The organism is Erwinia sp. E_sp_B01_1 (assembly GCF_036865545.1).
In the GTDB taxonomy this organism is placed as follows: Bacteria; Pseudomonadota; Gammaproteobacteria; order Enterobacterales; family Enterobacteriaceae; genus Erwinia.
This window is the reverse complement of record NZ_CP142208.1, coordinates 3,499,247-3,514,716: the sequence shown is the minus strand read 5'-3', so window position 1 is coordinate 3,514,716 and position 15,470 is coordinate 3,499,247. Positions and strand designations below refer to the sequence as shown.

General features: G+C 54.3%; 14 protein-coding genes. 12 read left to right on the top strand and 2 right to left on the bottom strand.

Features of this window, described 5'->3' with window-relative positions; genetic code table 11:
• Positions 1-47 precede the first annotated feature (47 nt).
• Positions 48-1,367: a xylose isomerase gene (xylA, locus tag VRC33_RS16480; protein ID WP_338557391.1), complete on the bottom strand. Its 1,320-nt coding sequence runs from the start codon at positions 1,365-1,367 to the stop codon at positions 48-50.
• Positions 1,368-1,716: 349 nt separating this feature from the next.
• On the opposite strand from xylA, the gene xylF reads away from it, so the two are divergent.
• The 12 genes from xylF to VRC33_RS16420 all read left to right on the top strand — a co-directional run bounded on the left by xylF (position 1,717) and on the right by VRC33_RS16420 (position 14,860).
• Positions 1,717-2,712, top strand: a complete 996-nt coding sequence (xylF, locus tag VRC33_RS16475) for a D-xylose ABC transporter substrate-binding protein (RefSeq protein WP_338564528.1) — start codon at positions 1,717-1,719, stop codon at positions 2,710-2,712.
• Between the two features lie 16 nt (positions 2,713-2,728).
• Entirely contained in the window at positions 2,729-4,255 is a 1,527-nt protein-coding gene (locus tag VRC33_RS16470) for a xylose ABC transporter ATP-binding protein (RefSeq protein ID WP_338564320.1), read from the top strand.
• Positions 4,248-5,432 carry a sugar ABC transporter permease gene (locus VRC33_RS16465; RefSeq protein ID WP_338557390.1) on the top strand — a complete coding sequence of 395 codons (1,185 nt, stop codon included), beginning with the start codon at positions 4,248-4,250 and terminating at the stop codon, positions 5,430-5,432. The genes VRC33_RS16470 and VRC33_RS16465 overlap by 8 nt, the downstream gene beginning before the upstream one ends.
• A 197-nt stretch (positions 5,433-5,629) precedes the next feature.
• Complete coding sequence (gene xylR, locus VRC33_RS16460; protein WP_338557389.1) at positions 5,630-6,808, top strand: D-xylose utilization transcriptional activator XylR; 1,179 nt, start codon at positions 5,630-5,632, stop codon at positions 6,806-6,808.
• A 326-nt stretch (positions 6,809-7,134) separates the two neighbouring features.
• Complete coding sequence (locus tag VRC33_RS16455) at positions 7,135-8,151, top strand: sulfate ABC transporter substrate-binding protein (protein WP_338557388.1); 1,017 nt, start codon at positions 7,135-7,137, stop codon at positions 8,149-8,151.
• Complete coding sequence (gene cysT / locus VRC33_RS16450) at positions 8,151-8,984, top strand: sulfate/thiosulfate ABC transporter permease CysT (protein WP_338557387.1); 834 nt, start codon at positions 8,151-8,153, stop codon at positions 8,982-8,984. Before VRC33_RS16455 ends, cysT begins: the two co-directional genes overlap by 1 nt.
• Positions 8,984-9,859, top strand: a complete 876-nt coding sequence (cysW, locus tag VRC33_RS16445; protein ID WP_338557385.1) for a sulfate/thiosulfate ABC transporter permease CysW — start codon at positions 8,984-8,986, stop codon at positions 9,857-9,859. The genes cysT and cysW overlap by 1 nt, the downstream gene beginning before the upstream one ends.
• Positions 9,849-10,937, top strand: coding sequence for a sulfate/thiosulfate ABC transporter ATP-binding protein CysA (gene cysA / locus VRC33_RS16440; RefSeq protein WP_338557384.1), 1,089 nt, complete (start codon positions 9,849-9,851; stop codon positions 10,935-10,937). The genes cysW and cysA overlap by 11 nt, the downstream gene beginning before the upstream one ends.
• 79 nt (positions 10,938-11,016) lie before the next feature.
• Positions 11,017-11,895, top strand: coding sequence for a cysteine synthase CysM (gene cysM, locus VRC33_RS16435; protein ID WP_338557383.1), 879 nt, complete (start codon positions 11,017-11,019; stop codon positions 11,893-11,895).
• 182 nt (positions 11,896-12,077) lie between these two features.
• Positions 12,078-12,758, top strand: a complete 681-nt coding sequence (locus tag VRC33_RS16430; protein ID WP_338557381.1) for a response regulator transcription factor — start codon at positions 12,078-12,080, stop codon at positions 12,756-12,758.
• Positions 12,755-14,101, top strand: a complete 1,347-nt coding sequence (locus VRC33_RS16425) for an ATP-binding protein (protein WP_338557380.1) — start codon at positions 12,755-12,757, stop codon at positions 14,099-14,101. The genes VRC33_RS16430 and VRC33_RS16425 overlap by 4 nt, the downstream gene beginning before the upstream one ends.
• 63 nt (positions 14,102-14,164) lie before the next feature.
• Positions 14,165-14,860 (top strand): GntR family transcriptional regulator, encoded by a 696-nt coding sequence (locus VRC33_RS16420; RefSeq protein ID WP_338557379.1) that lies wholly within the window; start codon positions 14,165-14,167, stop codon positions 14,858-14,860.
• Between the two features lie 71 nt (positions 14,861-14,931).
• On the opposite strand, the gene crr is transcribed toward VRC33_RS16420, so the two are convergent.
• Positions 14,932-15,435 carry a PTS glucose transporter subunit IIA gene (crr, locus tag VRC33_RS16415; protein WP_338557378.1) on the bottom strand — a complete coding sequence of 168 codons (504 nt, stop codon included), beginning with the start codon at positions 15,433-15,435 and terminating at the stop codon, positions 14,932-14,934.
• Positions 15,436-15,470 lie beyond the last annotated feature (35 nt).

The following is a 15,470-nucleotide window of genomic DNA, read 5'->3' as shown; positions in this document are numbered from 1 at the left end:
CGGAGGGATCACCAGCCAGGCGGCAAGCTTCCGGCCGCCCGGGGCGTTTAGCCAAATAAATAGCGATTCACCAGATTTTCCAGTTTCTCCTGATGCCCGCTTTGATGAACCGGCGCCAGGTTATGCTGCTGAGCATAGTTTGCCAGCGCTTCCAGTGACAGCTTGCCCTGCAGGATCTGCTGGCCAAACTCGCTGTTCCAGTCGGCATAGCGCTGCGCTACCGACTGCTGCATTTCGCCCTGTTCCAGCATCTTTGCTGCCACTTTCAGCGCCAGCGCCATCGTATCCATGCCGCCGATATGACCATAGAAGAGATCGTATTTATCGGTGCTCTGACGCCGTACTTTGGCATCAAAGTTCAGACCGCCGGTAGTGAAACCGCCCGCCTTAAGGATCTCAAACATCACTAAAGCATTCTCTTCCACGCTGTTAGGGAACTGATCGGTATCCCAACCCAGTTGTGGATCGCCCCGGTTAGCATCCACCGAACCGAAGATGCCCAGGGCAATCGCGGTGGCAATTTCATGGTGGAAAGAGTGGCCGCCCAGGGTGGCGTGGTTGGCTTCAATATTCACTTTGATCTCTTTTTCCAGACCAAACTGTTTCAGGAAGCCATAAACGGTGGCTACATCATAATCATACTGGTGCTTGGTGGGTTCCTGCGGTTTAGGTTCGATCAGCAGCGAGCCCTGAAAACCAATTTTATGTTTGTGTTCCACTACCATCTGCATAAACCGGCCAATTTGCTCGCGTTCCTGACGTAAATCGGTATTGAGCAGGGTTTCATACCCTTCGCGGCCGCCCCACAGGACATAGTTCTCACCCCCCAGTTTTTGCGTGGCGTTCATGGCGGTAAAGACCTGAGTAGCAGCCCAGCTAAAGACCTCAGGATCCGGACTTGTGGCGGCGCCTGCGCCATAACGTGGATGGGTGAAGCAGTTTGCGGTGCCCCACAAGAGTTTTACGCCCGTGGTCTGCTGTTTCTCCGCCAGCACATCGCTCATTACCGCGAAATTATTCAGGTACTCTTTGAGTGAGGCCCCTTCCGGCGACACATCCACATCGTGGAAGCAGTAGTAGGGTACATTCAGTTTCTGGAAAAATTCGAACGCAACATCCGCTTTGCGTTTGGCCAGCGCCAGTTCGTCTCCCGCCTGTTGCCAGGGGCGTTCAAAAGCCCCCACGCCAAACATATCCGCCCCGGTCCAGCAGAAGGTGTGCCAGTAGCAGGCGGCGAACCGCAGATGCTCCTCCATGCGTTTGCCAAGGATGATTTCATCAGGATTGTAATGGCGAAACGCCAGCGGGTTTTTACTGCCGGTCCCTTCATAACGAACTTGCTCAAGCTGATCAAAATAGGGTTGCATTGTCGACTCCTTAATAGCTGGCCCGATTGTCGGGATACCCCCTATTTTCAAATTTTGGAAAGCAAGGCTCAATTACGTTATTTCACACTCAAACTCAGAGAATTATTATTTGTGCGCGGGATCTCATTATTAACCCGCGAAAAGTCTGAATGCATAGCGCATTTAATATTTCCGCAAATGATGTTGCAAATGGAAAGCATGATCGCGGTCATAAAATCAAAATTAAACAAAAAAACGTAATGAATCGGTTAAATTCTGTAATTGCCGTACCCTGAATAATTGACAACAATTCGCCGGACGTTTCGCTATTTATATTGCCACTGAATGTTTAATGAAAAAGGGATATAAAATGAAATTAAAGCCACTCTTTCTCACTGCCTGCGCGCTGTTAATGCTGACCAGCCACAGCGGCTTCAGTAAAGAAATCAAAATCGGCATGGCTATCGACGATCTGCGTCTGGAGCGCTGGCAAAAAGATCGCGATATTTTCGTCAAAAAAGCCAAAGAGCTCGGTGCCGATGTCTTTGTGCAGTCTGCCAACGGCAACGAAGAAACCCAGATGGCCCAGATCGAAAATATGATCAATCGGGGCGTGGATGTGCTGGTGATCATCCCTTACAACGGTGAGGTGTTAAGTAACGTCATCGCGGAAGCAAAGCGCGAAGGGATTAAAGTGCTGGCTTACGATCGTATGATCAATAACGCCGATATCGATTTTTATATCTCATTCGATAACGAAAAAGTGGGCGAAATGCAGGCCGAAAGCCTGGTGCAGCGGGTGCCTCAGGGCAACTACTTCCTGATGGGGGGCTCGCCGGTAGATAACAACGCAAAATTGTTCCGGGCCGGGCAGATGAAAGTCCTTAATCCTCTGATTAAAGAGGGCAAAATTAAAGTGGTTGGCGATCAATGGGCGGACGGCTGGCTGCCAGAAAACGCCCTGAAAATCATGGAGAACGCGCTGACAGCCAATAACAACCACATTGATGCCGTTGTCGCCTCCAATGATGCCACCGCCGGTGGGGCAATTCAGGCATTAGCGGCTCAGGGCCTGGCCGGAAAAGTGGCTATATCCGGCCAGGATGCGGATCTGGCGGCCGTGAAGCGTATCAACGCAGGCACGCAAACCATGACCGTCTACAAACCCATTACTAAACTGGCCGACGAAGCGGCAAAAATTGCCGTGCAGTTAGGCTCGGATCAACAGCCTGAATCCAATGCCACATTAAATAATGGCACTAAAGACGTTAAATCATGGCTGTTAACACCCGTTCAGGTCGATAAAGCGAATATCGACAGCACCATTGTGGCTGATGGTTTCCATAAAAAAAGCGAGATTAATTAATCGCCCGGAGTTAACGATGCCCAGCCTGTTGGAAATGCGAAATATCACCAAGCTATTTGGCTCGGTCACTGCGGTGGATAATATCAGCCTGTCCCTGGAAGCGGGGCAGGTTGTCTCACTGTGTGGCGAAAATGGCTCAGGAAAATCAACGCTGATGAAAGTGCTTTGCGGCATTTATCCACACGGCACTTATCAGGGTGAAATCTATTTTTCGGGCGATCTTATTACCGCCAGAACTATCCGCGATACCGAACAAAAAGGCATTGCCATTATTCATCAGGAGCTGGCGCTGGTGAAACAAATGACCGTGCTGGAAAACCTGTTTCTGGGCAATGAATGGCAACGTTTTGGCCTGCTGGACTATGAGGCGATGTATCTGCGCTGCCAGACCATGCTGGCGCAGGTCAGGTTGAATGTCGATCCCAATACGCCTGTTGGCGAGCTGGGGCTGGGTCAGCAGCAGCTGGTTGAAATCGCCAAGGCGCTGAACAAACAGGTGCGCCTGCTGGTGCTGGATGAACCCACGGCTTCGCTGACCGAAAGTGAGACAGGAACCTTGCTGGAGATCATCGCCGATCTTCGCGATCACGGTATTGCCTGCATCTATATTTCGCACAAGCTCAATGAAGTGAAAGCAATATCCGATTTGATCTGTGTGATCCGCGATGGACAGCATATCGCCACGCGTGCCGCAGAAGAGGTCAGCGAAGAAGATATTATCGCCATGATGGTGGGGCGGGAGCTGACTGAGCTTTACCCGAATGCCCCCCATCAGCCCGGCGAAGTCCTTCTTCAGGTAGAAAATCTTACCGCCTGGCATCCGGTTAACCGGCATATCCGCCGGGTAGACGATGTCTCATTTACCTTACGAAAGGGGGAAATCCTCGGTGTGGCCGGGCTGGTAGGATCGGGAAGAACGGAAACCATGCAGTGTATTTTTGGCGTCTATCCCGGACGCTGGCAGGGACGCCTGATGCTGAATAACAAGGAGGTAACGTTCAGACACTGCCGTGACGCCATGACTCATGGGCTGGCGATGGTGCCAGAAGATCGCAAACGTGATGGCATCGTGCCGGTAATGAGTGTGGGAGCCAATATTACGCTGGCGTCACTCGATAACTACGCCGGGCCCTTAAGCCTGTTAGATGAAGCAGGGGAACAGTCAGGCATCCGGCAGGCGCTGGCCAGGTTAAAAGTGAAAACTTCTTCACCTTCTCTGGCTATTGGTCGCCTCAGCGGCGGCAATCAGCAAAAAGCTATCCTGGCCCGCTGCCTGCTGCTGAACCCACAAATCCTGATTCTGGATGAACCTACCCGTGGCATTGATATTGGCGCGAAACAGGAAATTTACAGGCTGATCAATCAGCTGGTTCAGCAGGGAATTGCCGTGATTGTGGTCTCCTCTGAACTGCCCGAAGTGTTAGGGCTCAGCGATCGGGTGCTGGTGATGCATGAAGGGCGGATCAAGGCCGATCTGGTGAACAAGAACCTGACTCAGGAACAGATAATGGAAGCGGCGTTAAGGAGTGAAACCCATGCTTAAAAACTCGCAGTCTGAAATAAGTTTATCCCCGCCCGGGCCTGTTAAGAAGCGGTTTTCTGGCGAATCATTCAACCTGCAAATGCTGGTGATGCTTGCTGCCATCCTGGTGATCATGCTCTTTTTCACCTTCAGTACCGAAGGGGCTTACCTCAGCCCACGCAATATCTCCAACCTGCTGAGGCAGACTTCCATCACCGGCATTCTGGCCGTGGGTATGGTGTTTGTCATTATCTCTGCGGAGATCGATCTCTCGGTGGGCTCAATGATGGGGCTGCTGGGCGGCGCAGCGGCAATTTTTGATGTCTGGCTTGGCTGGCCTTTGCCTCTGACTATTGTGGTTACCCTGCTGGGCGGTCTGCTGTTGGGGGCCTGGAACGGATGGTGGGTTGCCTATCGCAAGGTGCCTTCGTTTATTGTTACCCTGGCAGGCATGCTGGCCTTTCGTGGCATTTTAATTGGCATCACTAATGGCACCACCGTGGCGCCCACCAGCAGCTCAATGTCGCTGATCGGGCAAAGTTACCTGCCTGGCAGCGCCGGATTTACCCTGGGGGCTGTGGGGCTGATGGTATTTATTGGCTGGCAATGGAAGCGCCGTGCCCGTCGTGCGGAGCTGGGCCTGCCGGTGGCCAGGGCTGGCGGTGATGTGGTGCGGCAAAGCATCACGGCGGTGCTGGTGCTGGGGGCGGTATACCTGCTGAACGATTATCGTGGTGTGCCAACGCCGGTGCTGGTGCTGACGGCGCTGATGCTTGCCGGTATTTTTATGGCTTCCCGCACCGCTTTTGGCCGGCGCATTTACGCCATCGGCGGCAACATCGATGCGGCACGCCTCTCTGGCGTAAACGTGGAGCGGACTAAGCTGGCAGTATTTGCCATCAACGGCCTGATGGTGGCGATTGCGGGTTTGATCCTCAGTTCAAGATTAGGCGCAGGATCCCCTTCTGCGGGCAATATTGCTGAGCTGGATGCTATTGCCGCTTGTGTTATTGGCGGTACCAGCCTTGCGGGCGGAACAGGCCGGGTAGCGGGGGCGGTAATGGGAGCCTTTATCATGGCTTCGCTGGATAACGGCATGAGCATGCTGGATGTGCCCACTTTCTGGCAATACATCGTTAAGGGCGGGATCCTGCTGCTGGCAGTATGGATGGACTCGGCAACCAGACGCAGAAGCTGAGGCGTGAAGACCGCAAAGGCTGAGGCTTAACGGAGGCGAAGGCTGGCGATTTTCAGGCGCAGCGGCCGGGGCGTAACACACGAAGCAGGCCCGGTATCTCAGCAGGTTAAGCGCCATATCACAGAATCAGCTCTATTTTTCCTGCTCTCCTGACGGCTGTGCTATCAGGAGAGCAGTGTCATTTCAGGGGATCCTCTATGTCCGGCAAACGTTACCGCATCACGTTGTTGTTCAATGCCAACAAAGTTTATGACCGTCAGGTGGTGGAAGGGGTGGGGGAATACCTCCAGGCCTCGCAGTGTGACTGGGATATTTTTATTGAGGACGATTTCCGCTGCCGGATTGATAACATTAAAAATTCACTGGGCGACGGCGTTATTGCTGATTTCGATGACGGTGAAATTGAACAATCACTGAGTCACGTCACGGTGCCGATAGTGGGCGTCGGCGGCTCTTACCTCAACAGTCATGATTATCCTGGGGTGCATTACATTGCCACCGATAACCATGCGCTGGTTGAAGCGGCCTTTTTGCACCTCAAGGAAAAAGGGCTGAACCGCTTTGCCTTTTATGGTCTGCCACCGGAAGGAGGAAAACGCTGGGCGCAGGAGCGTGAACAGGCTTTCCGGCAACTGGTGTCGGCAGAGCAGTATCAGGGCGTGGTCTATCAGGGGCTGGAGACGGCGCCGGAAAACTGGCAGTACGCGCAGAACCGTCTGGCAGACTGGGTGCAGACGCTGCCGCATCAGACCGGGATTATCGCCGTCACCGACGCCCGCGCCCGCCATCTTTTGCAGGTCTGTGAGCATCTGGACATTGCGGTGCCGGATAAGCTCAGCATCATTGGCATTGATAATGAAGAGTTAACGCGCTACTTATCACGGGTAGCCCTATCTTCCGTGGCACAGGGCACCCGGCAAATGGGATACCGTGCAGCAAAATTACTGCATCAGGTGCTGGATCAGCGGGTTATGCCTCTGCAACGTATCCTGGTGCCACCGGTGAAAGTGGTGGCCCGGCGCTCAACAGATTTTCGTTCACTGCGTGATCCTTCAGTGATTCAGGCTATGCATTACATCCGGCATCATGCCTGTCGCGGCATCAAGGTCGAGCAGGTTCTCGAGGCGGTGGGGATGTCACGTTCAAATCTTGAGAAGCGCTTTAAAGATGAAACCGGGCAGACCATCCATAACGCAATTCACAGCGAGAAGCTGGAGAGAGCCAGCAATTTACTGATTTCCAGCTCTTTGTCGGTCAATGAAATTTCGCAGATGTGTGGCTATCCTTCGATCCAATATTTCTATTCGGTGTTTCGCAAAGACTACGATATGACGCCTAAAGAGCACCGGGAGAAGTATGGTGAAGCGCTTTACTGACGCTTCATCGGGCCAGCCGATTTAATGGCGTTGGGATGCTAAAGAGTGCCCGCTGTTCCTGCCAGCGGGCAGACCCTTATCCCTGAAAGATACGTATCCGGGCCTGATTTACCGAGCCCTGACAACAGTGTGGTACTGTTTTTATCTGGGGCGGCTACCTCAGCCTGTCCTCTTTCCCACCTTCTGCATAAACAATTCCATTCGCTTATAGCGTTTTAAACTTCCAAAGCACCAAACGGTATATAAAACCGTTACTGCTTTTAGTGTGGTTATAAATAAACTGGGAACAATTCAGGGCGCGAGCCGGGCTGTATCCAGGGTGCAAAATGACGTTACCGACAGTAAAAAAAATAATCAGCGGTGCCGCTTTCTCGTTGCTGGTAGCCGGGTCAGCCCAGGCTACCGGGCTACTGAACAGCTCCTACGACGTGTCTCGCGAGCTGTTTGTCGCCCTGAATCCGCCTTTTGAGAAACAGTGGGCAGAGCAGAACAACGGCGACAAGCTGACCATTAAGCAGTCGCATGCCGGTTCTTCAAAGCAGGCGCTGGCCATCTTGCAGGGTCTGAAAGCCGATGTGGTGACTTATAACCAGGTGACTGACGTGCAGATTCTGCACGATCGCGGCAATCTGATCCCGGCTGACTGGCAAAAACGACTGCCCAATAACAGCTCGCCATTCTATTCCACTATGGGCTTCCTGGTGCGTAAGGGTAATCCAAAGAACATTCACGACTGGAGCGATCTGGTCAGAAGTGATGTGAAGCTGGTGTTCCCTAACCCGAAAACCTCTGGCAATGGCCGTTATACCTACCTGGCTGCCTGGGGCGCTGCGGATAAAGCGGACGGCAAGGATCGGGCTAAAACCGAAAAGTTTATGACTCAGTTCCTGAAAAACGTCGAAGTATTTGATACCGGCGGGCGGGGTGCCACCACCACGTTTGTGGAGCGTGGGCTGGGCGACGTGCTGATCAGCTTTGAATCTGAAGTGAATAACATCCGTAATCAGTACCCTAAAGACGGCTACGAAGTTGTGGTGCCAAAAACCAATATTCTGGCTGAATTTCCGGTGACCTGGGTGGACAAAAGTGTGCAGGCCAATGACACCGAAAAAGCGGCTAAAGCCTATCTGAATTACCTCTATACGCCACAGGCGCAGAAAATTATTACTCAGTATTACTACCGGGTGAACAATCCTGAGCTGATGGTGCAGCAGAAAGACCGTTTCCCTTCCACCGAGCTGTTCCGGGTTGAAGATGCCTTTGGCGGCTGGGAGCAGGTGATGAAAACCCAGTTTGCCAGCGGTGGCGAGCTGGATAAATTGTTAGCAGCAGGACATCAGTAATGTTTGCCACTAAAAGTAAGCGCGTGCTCCCCGGCTTTGGTATCAGTCTTGGTAGCAGCCTGTTTTTCACCTGCCTGATCCTGTTGTTGCCGATCAGTGCGTTGCTGATGCAACTCTCGCAGATGACGCTGGGCCAGTACTGGGAAGTGGTGACTAACCCTCAGGTGATGGCAGCCTATAAAGTGACGCTGATTTCAGCCGGTGTGGCCTCTCTGTTTAATGCCGTTTTTGGCATGCTGATGGCGTGGATCCTGACCCGTTACCGTTTCCCCGGACGCACCCTGTTAGACGGACTGATGGATCTGCCGTTTGCTTTGCCGACCGCCGTAGCGGGCCTGACGCTGGCTGGTCTGTTCTCAGTCAACGGCTGGTATGGTCAGTGGCTGGCGCAGTTTGATATCAAAGTGTCTTACACCTGGCTCGGCATTGCTGTTGCCATGGCGTTTACCAGCATTCCGTTTGTAGTGCGCACCGTGCAGCCGGTCCTTGAAGAGCTGGGGCCGGAATATGAAGAAGCGGCTAAAACCCTGGGGGCCAGCCCGTGGCAGAGTTTCCGTCGCGTGGTGCTGCCAGAGGTGGCTCCGGCTCTGCTGGCAGGCACGGCACTGTCGTTTACCCGTAGTCTGGGCGAGTTTGGCGCGGTAATTTTCATTGCCGGTAATATCGCCTGGAAAACGGAAGTGACCTCGCTGATGATTTTTGTGAAATTGCAGGAGTTTGATTATCCCGCCGCCAGTGCCATCGCCTCGGTGATTTTAGCGGCTTCCCTGCTGTTACTGTTTGCGATTAACACCCTACAGAGCCGCTTTGGCCGTCGTATTGGAGGTCACTAATGGCTGATGTAACCACTTTGAACGGTGTCGGACGCAGCCGCGTCAACTGGGGAAAATGGGTGCTGATTGCCCTGGGGATAGCGATCTCCATCGGGCTGCTGGTGGTGCCAATGATCGCCATTTTCGCCAGCGCTTTAGAGAACGGTGTTGTGGCGATGTTCAGCAACCTGAAAGATGGCGATATGCTCCACTCCATATGGCTGACGGTGCTGATGGCGTTGATTACCGTGCCGGTGAACCTGGTGTTCGGTACGCTGCTGGCCTGGCTGGTGACGCGTTTTGAGTTCCCGGGCCGTCAGCTGCTGCTGACCCTGTTCGATATTCCTTTTGCCGTGTCGCCGGTGGTGGCAGGGCTGATGTATCTGCTGTTCTGGGGCGTGAATGGCCCGGCAGGCGGCTGGCTGGATGCGCATAACATCCAGCTGATGTTCTCCTGGCCAGGCATGGCGATGGTCACCATCTTCGTTACCTGTCCGTTTGTGGTGCGCGAGCTGGTGCCGGTGATGCTGAGCCAGGGCAGCAATGAAGATGAAGCAGCGGTGCTGCTGGGTGCCTCAGGCTGGAAAATGTTCTGGCGTGTCACCCTGCCAAATATCCGCTGGGCGCTGTTGTACGGGCTGGTGCTGACCAACGCCCGTGCCATTGGCGAGTTTGGTGCGGTCTCGGTGGTATCGGGATCGATTCGCGGCGAGACCTACACGCTGCCATTACAAGTCGAATTACTGCATCAGGATTACAACACCGTCGGCGCGTTTACCGCAGCCGGCCTGCTGACCCTGATGGCAATAGTCACGCTGTTTCTGAAAAGCGCGCTGCAGTGGCGGTTAGAGCACCAGCAGAAGCGTTTGCAACAGGAGGGGAACCATGAGCATTGATATCAGCAGCATCAACAAATCTTTCGGCCGGACTAAGGTCCTGAACGATATTTCACTGGATATCCCTTCCGGACAGATGGTGGCGCTGCTTGGGCCTTCCGGCTCGGGAAAAACCACGCTTCTGCGTATTATTGCCGGGCTGGAAAGCCAGAGCAGCGGGAACCTGAGCTTCCACGGCAAAGATGTGACGCAGTTGCATGCCCGCGATCGCCAGGTTGGTTTTGTGTTCCAGCACTACGCGCTGTTCCGTCATATGACGGTGTTCGATAACATCGCTTTTGGTCTGACCGTGCTGCCACGCCGTGAACGTCCTTCTGCTGCGGCTATCAAACAAAAGGTCACCAAACTGCTGGAGATGGTGCAGCTGAGCCACCTTGCCGCGCGTTTCCCCGCCCAGTTGTCCGGCGGTCAGAAACAGCGTGTGGCGCTGGCCCGTGCGCTGGCGGTTGAGCCGCAAATCCTGCTGCTGGATGAGCCTTTTGGCGCGCTGGATGCCCAGGTACGTAAAGAGTTGCGCCGCTGGCTGCGTCAGCTGCATGAAGAGCTGAAATTCACCAGCGTTTTCGTGACGCACGATCAGGAAGAAGCCATGGAAGTGGCGGACAGCGTGGTGGTGATGAGCCAGGGGAATATTGAACAGGTAGGCACGCCGGATGAAGTCTGGCGCGATCCGGCTACGCGCTTCGTGCTGGAGTTTCTTGGCGAAGTGAACCGTTTTGATGCTGAAGTCCACGGTTCACAGTTCCACGTGGGCGCGCACCACTGGCCGCTGGGATATACCCCGGCGCATCAGGGTGCCGTTGAGCTTTTCCTGCGTCCATGGGAAATCGACGTCAGCCGCCAGAGCAGCCTGGCAACACCGCTGCCGGTTCAGGTTGTGGAAGTCAGCCCTCGTGGGCACTACTGGCAGCTGGTTGCTCAGCCAGCAGGCTGGAGCCACGACCCGATCACCCTGGTGGTTGAAGGAGACCAGGTTGCTCCGGTTCGCGGTGAATCCCTGTTTGTTGGCCTGCAGCAGGCCCGCCTCTATAAAGGGGACACGCCGCTGCGGCAGGTTGCCTTTGCCCAAAGCGCCTGATATTTTCTTCTGAAGCAGGGTCAGGTCAGCCTGACCCTTTTTTTGCCTGCTTTTCTGGCTTCCTCCCGGGACTCGCACAGTGACTACTTTAGAAAATACCATCGGTAATACGCCGCTGATTAAGTTACAGCGGCTGACGCCAGATAATGGCAGCGAAATCTGGCTGAAGCTGGAAGGAAACAATCCGGCTGGCTCGGTAAAGGATCGTGCGGCTTACTCCATGATCCAACGGGCTGAACAGCGGGGTGACATTGTTCCCGGCGACGTGCTGATAGAGGCGACCAGCGGCAACACCGGTATTGCGCTGGCGATGATCGCCGCGATGAAAGGCTATGCGCTGAAACTGCTGATGCCGGAAAACATGAGCGTTGAACGCCAGGCGGCAATGCAGGCCTATGGTGCAGAGTTAATTCTCATCAGCCGCGAACTGGGAATGGAAGGCGCACGCGATCTGGCGAAAGAGATGGAAGCCAGGGGCGAAGGGAAAGTGCTGGACCAGTTCAACAATCCCGACAATCCGCTGGGCCATTACACCACTACCGGGCCGGAAATCTGGCAGCAGTCTGCCGGACGACTGACACATTTCGTCTCCAGCATGGGGACCACCGGCACCATTACCGGGGTAGGGCGCTTTTTGAAAGAGCAGAACAGGCAGGTTGAGATTGTCGGCCTGCAACCGGCGGAAGGCAGCAGTATCCCGGGTATCCGCCGCTGGCCTGAGGCCTATATGCCGGGCATTTATCAGCCCGAACTGGTGGACAGGGTAATGGACATGTCGCAGCAGGAAGCTGAACAAACCATGCGCTTGCTGGCGAGACGTGAAGGGATCTTTTGCGGCGTCAGTTCTGGTGGTGCGGTTGCCGGTGCGCTGCGAATTGCAGAGGAACAGCCAGGCAGCATCGTTGTGGCTATCATCTGCGACCGTGGCGATCGCTATTTATCCACCGGGGTTTATTAATCTGGCCTGCACGCCGCTTCCATCGGGCCGATTCTTTTCGGCCCTCGCTTTCAAGAGCTTATCTTTCCCGCCATTTCCTCCGCGCTATTTTTAAGCTGATACACTGTAAGGATTGGGTAAAACCTGCTGCTATTGTTTTGCCAACAGGTGAAAATAGCGGCTGATTCTTTGAGAGACGCAGCATGAAAATTTTACTGGTCGACGATGACCTCGAACTGGGCACCATGCTCAGTCAGTATCTGATAGCGGAAGGATTTGATGCCTCGCTGGTTCTTACCGGCAAGGCTGGGGTCGAAGGCGCCCTGTCCGGCGACTACAACGCGATGATTCTGGATATTATGCTGCCCGATATGAGCGGCATTGATGTGCTCCGCCAGGTGCGGCAGAACAGCCGTTTACCGGTAATTATGCTCACGGCCAAAGGCGATAACATCGATCGGGTGATCGGGCTGGAGATGGGCGCGGATGACTATGTGCCCAAGCCCTGCTACCCGCGTGAGCTGGTCGCCAGGCTGCGTGCCGTGCTGCGGCGTGTGGAAGAGCAACCTGTAGTCATCGAGAGCAAAGAGCTGGCGACCTGGGGTGAACTGACGCTTAACCCGGCCACGCGCGTCAGCGAATGGAAAAAAGAGGCGTTTGATTTAACCGCTTCAGAATTCAATCTTCTCGATCTGCTGTTACGCTCGCCCGAACGCGTCGTTTCCAAAGATGAACTGTCAGAAAAAGGGTTGGGGCGTCCTCGTGAAGCTTACGATCGCAGCGTGGATGTGCATATCAGTAATATCCGGCAAAAGCTTGCGGCCTTAACCAACGAGACGATCAATATCGAAACCGTGCGCAGCATAGGCTACCGAATCCGATGAAAGCCGGGTTTCGTGGGCTGTTGTTCTGGAAGATTTTACTGGGTTTCTGGCTTACCTTTCTGTTTATGAGCCAGCTGCTCTGGCTGAGCTTTTCTCTTTACGGCAAACATCACGAACCACCGGAAAACCTGGCAGCGCGGCGTATCGTTAATCTGCAAATGACCTCCGCCGTATCGGTGCTGCAACGTGGAGGGCTGGACGCCCTCAACGATATGATGGCTGACTGGTCAGACAGCGACCGGCGCTTCTTCTCTGTACAGATGATGCAAAAACCTCCTCAGGAGATCCCTCGTGGCGATTTAAGTCGTGACCTGCGCCCCGGTGAGTTCCCGAAAGAAGTGATTGAGTGGGTTACCGGCGCAGACGGCAAGCAGTATCAGCTCCGTTATGATGTGCAGGGGCTGCGTGAAGACAGCAGAATGGGCCATCCCCGCAGCTTCCTGAACGTGCCGGAACCCATGCTCTTTATGGCTGGCGGTGGCGGTTTGCTTTTCAGTCTGCTGCTTGCCTGGAATCTGACGCGCCCGATGCGCCAGCTTCGTGCCGGCTTTACCCGCGTCTCGAAAGGCGACCTCTCAGTGCGGCTTTATCCTGTGATGCGCCGCCGGCACGATGAACTCTCCGTGGTGGCAAAGGATTTTGATGCCATGGTCGAACGCCTGTCTGTGCTGGTTAAGGCGCGAGAAGAGTTGCTGCATGATGTCTCGCATGAACTGCGTTCTCCTCTCGCCAGGCTGCAACTGGCAACCGGGCTGGCTCGTCAGACGCCAGAATCCGTCGGGCAGTCGCTGGATCGCATTGATGAAGAAGCGCGACGTCTGGACAAGATGATTGGTGAACTGTTGACACTCTCCCGCGCTGAGAAGGAGAGCTTGCAGGACGAACAGTATTTCGATCTGCTGGGCCTGTTGGAAGCTGTAGCTAACGATGCGCGCTATGAAGCGCAAATCCCAGGCGTGGAGATCCTGCTGTTTGCTGACAAGGCCGGGGATTATACGGTGAAAGGGGATGCCAAGCTGATCCGCTCGGCGGTGGAAAATGTGATCCGTAATGCACTGCGCTTCTCATTGCAGGGGCAGCGGGTCACTATAAATCTGCGGCAGGAGCAGGATTGGCTGACCCTCAGCGTGGCCGATCAGGGGCCTGGTGTGGACGCCAGTAAGCTTTCCAGCATCTTTGATCCCTTTGTCCGGGTCAATTCACCGCTGTCGGGTAAGGGCTACGGACTGGGGTTATCCATCGTCCGCAAAGTGCTGATTGCTCATCAGGGTGAAGTGAGTGCTGTGAATGGCAAAAACGGCGGGCTGGAACTGACGCTTCGCCTGCCACACTGGGTAGTTTAAGTACGCCGCAGGGTGCTATGATTGTCGACCAGAATCGTTAGCGATCACGTTATGAGGTAAGGGATGAGTAAAGTTGCGACCAGCAAGCAACAGGAAGTTCAGCGTATCGTTGACGCGCTGTCTGTTGCCATCGCCCAGCACCGGTTAAAGCCGGGAATGCGGCTGGTGGAGGCGCAAATTGTTGATGTGCTGGAGGCTAACCGTAATCACGTGCAGTCTGCTTTACAACGGATGGCGCTCCAGCACATTGTGACTATCGAGCCTAACCGGGGTGCCATGGTGGCGCAGCCGGAAGCCCGCGAAGCCCGCGAAATTTTTACCGCCCGCCGTGCCATCGAAAGCGCCATTATTGCCTGCATCACGCCAGAGAAGATGGCCGCCCATCGGGCCGAACTTGAAGCGCAGCAGCAGGCTGAACAAACTGCCGCCAGTGATGACGATCGTCGTGAGATTATCCGCGAGCTGAGCGAGTTTCATCTGCTGTTGGGCAAAATCAGCGACAACATCGTGCTGAGTGAAATCCTCGCCAACCTGATGGTGCGCAGTTCACTGATAGTGGCACTCTACCAGCGTAACGACGTCCCCTCCTGCCAGTGCAATGAGCATTCGGCTATTGTTTCTGCGTTGAAACAGGGTGATGTGAACCGTGCTCAGACGATCATGGCCGGGCACCTGGACGAACTTGAGCAGCAGTTAGATCTTAATGAGGCCCCGGCCGACACCCTCAGCCTTCGTCAGGCGTTGATTCTTTCCTCATAGTCATCTTTCATCAGGCATAAAAAAAGCCCCCTGAACAGCTCAGGGGGCTTTATTACAGACGCAATGGCCGGTTATTTACGGATACGAATTACAGGTGTTTCACCCACAACTACAGAACCCGTCAGCTTAACCAGCTCCTTGATCTCATCCATGTTGGAGATGACGACCGGCGTCAGCGTGGATTTCGCTTTTTCTTCCAGCAGTGGCAGGTCGAACTCAATAACGACGTCGCCTTTCTTCACTTTCTGGCCTTCTTCAGCGATGCGCTTGAAGCCTTCACCTTTCAGTTCGACCGTATCAATTCCGAAGTGGACGAACAGCTCGATGCCGTTGTCCGACTCAATGGAAAATGCATGATTGGTTTCGAAAATCTTACCGATGGTGCCATCAACCGGCGCTACCATTTTATTGCCAGTAGGTTTGATAGCGATACCGTCGCCAACAATTTTCTCCGCAAACACCACGTCCGGCACGTCTTCGATATTGACGATTTCACCTGACAAGGGTGCTACGATCTCAATGGCTCCAGATGCGGTATCTGACTTATCGCCAAAAAGTTTTGAAAACAAACCCATGATCTTCTCCTAAGCAGTAATATTTGGCCAGCGTC

Bases quoted from the DNA above. Each gene is read 5' to 3' on its own strand.
- VRC33_RS16465 (WP_338557390.1), top strand. From the start codon at position 4,248: ATGCTTAAAAACTCGCAGTCTGAAATAAGTTTATCCCCGCCCGGGCCT.
- VRC33_RS16420 (WP_338557379.1), top strand. From the start codon at position 14,165: ATGAGTAAAGTTGCGACCAGCAAGCAACAGGAAGTTCAGCGTATCGTT.
- crr (WP_338557378.1), bottom strand. From the start codon at position 15,435: ATGGGTTTGTTTTCAAAACTTTTTGGCGATAAGTCAGATACCGCATCT.
- VRC33_RS16430 (WP_338557381.1), top strand. From the start codon at position 12,078: ATGAAAATTTTACTGGTCGACGATGACCTCGAACTGGGCACCATGCTC.
- xylA (WP_338557391.1), bottom strand. From the start codon at position 1,367: ATGCAACCCTATTTTGATCAGCTTGAGCAAGTTCGTTATGAAGGGACC.
- cysT (WP_338557387.1), top strand. From the start codon at position 8,151: ATGTTTGCCACTAAAAGTAAGCGCGTGCTCCCCGGCTTTGGTATCAGT.
- xylF (WP_338564528.1), top strand. From the start codon at position 1,717: ATGAAATTAAAGCCACTCTTTCTCACTGCCTGCGCGCTGTTAATGCTG.
- cysA (WP_338557384.1), top strand. From the start codon at position 9,849: ATGAGCATTGATATCAGCAGCATCAACAAATCTTTCGGCCGGACTAAG.
- VRC33_RS16455 (WP_338557388.1), top strand. From the start codon at position 7,135: ATGACGTTACCGACAGTAAAAAAAATAATCAGCGGTGCCGCTTTCTCG.
- VRC33_RS16470 (WP_338564320.1), top strand. From the start codon at position 2,729: ATGCCCAGCCTGTTGGAAATGCGAAATATCACCAAGCTATTTGGCTCG.
- xylR (WP_338557389.1), top strand. From the start codon at position 5,630: ATGTCCGGCAAACGTTACCGCATCACGTTGTTGTTCAATGCCAACAAA.
- VRC33_RS16425 (WP_338557380.1), top strand. From the start codon at position 12,755: ATGAAAGCCGGGTTTCGTGGGCTGTTGTTCTGGAAGATTTTACTGGGT.
- cysW (WP_338557385.1), top strand. From the start codon at position 8,984: ATGGCTGATGTAACCACTTTGAACGGTGTCGGACGCAGCCGCGTCAAC.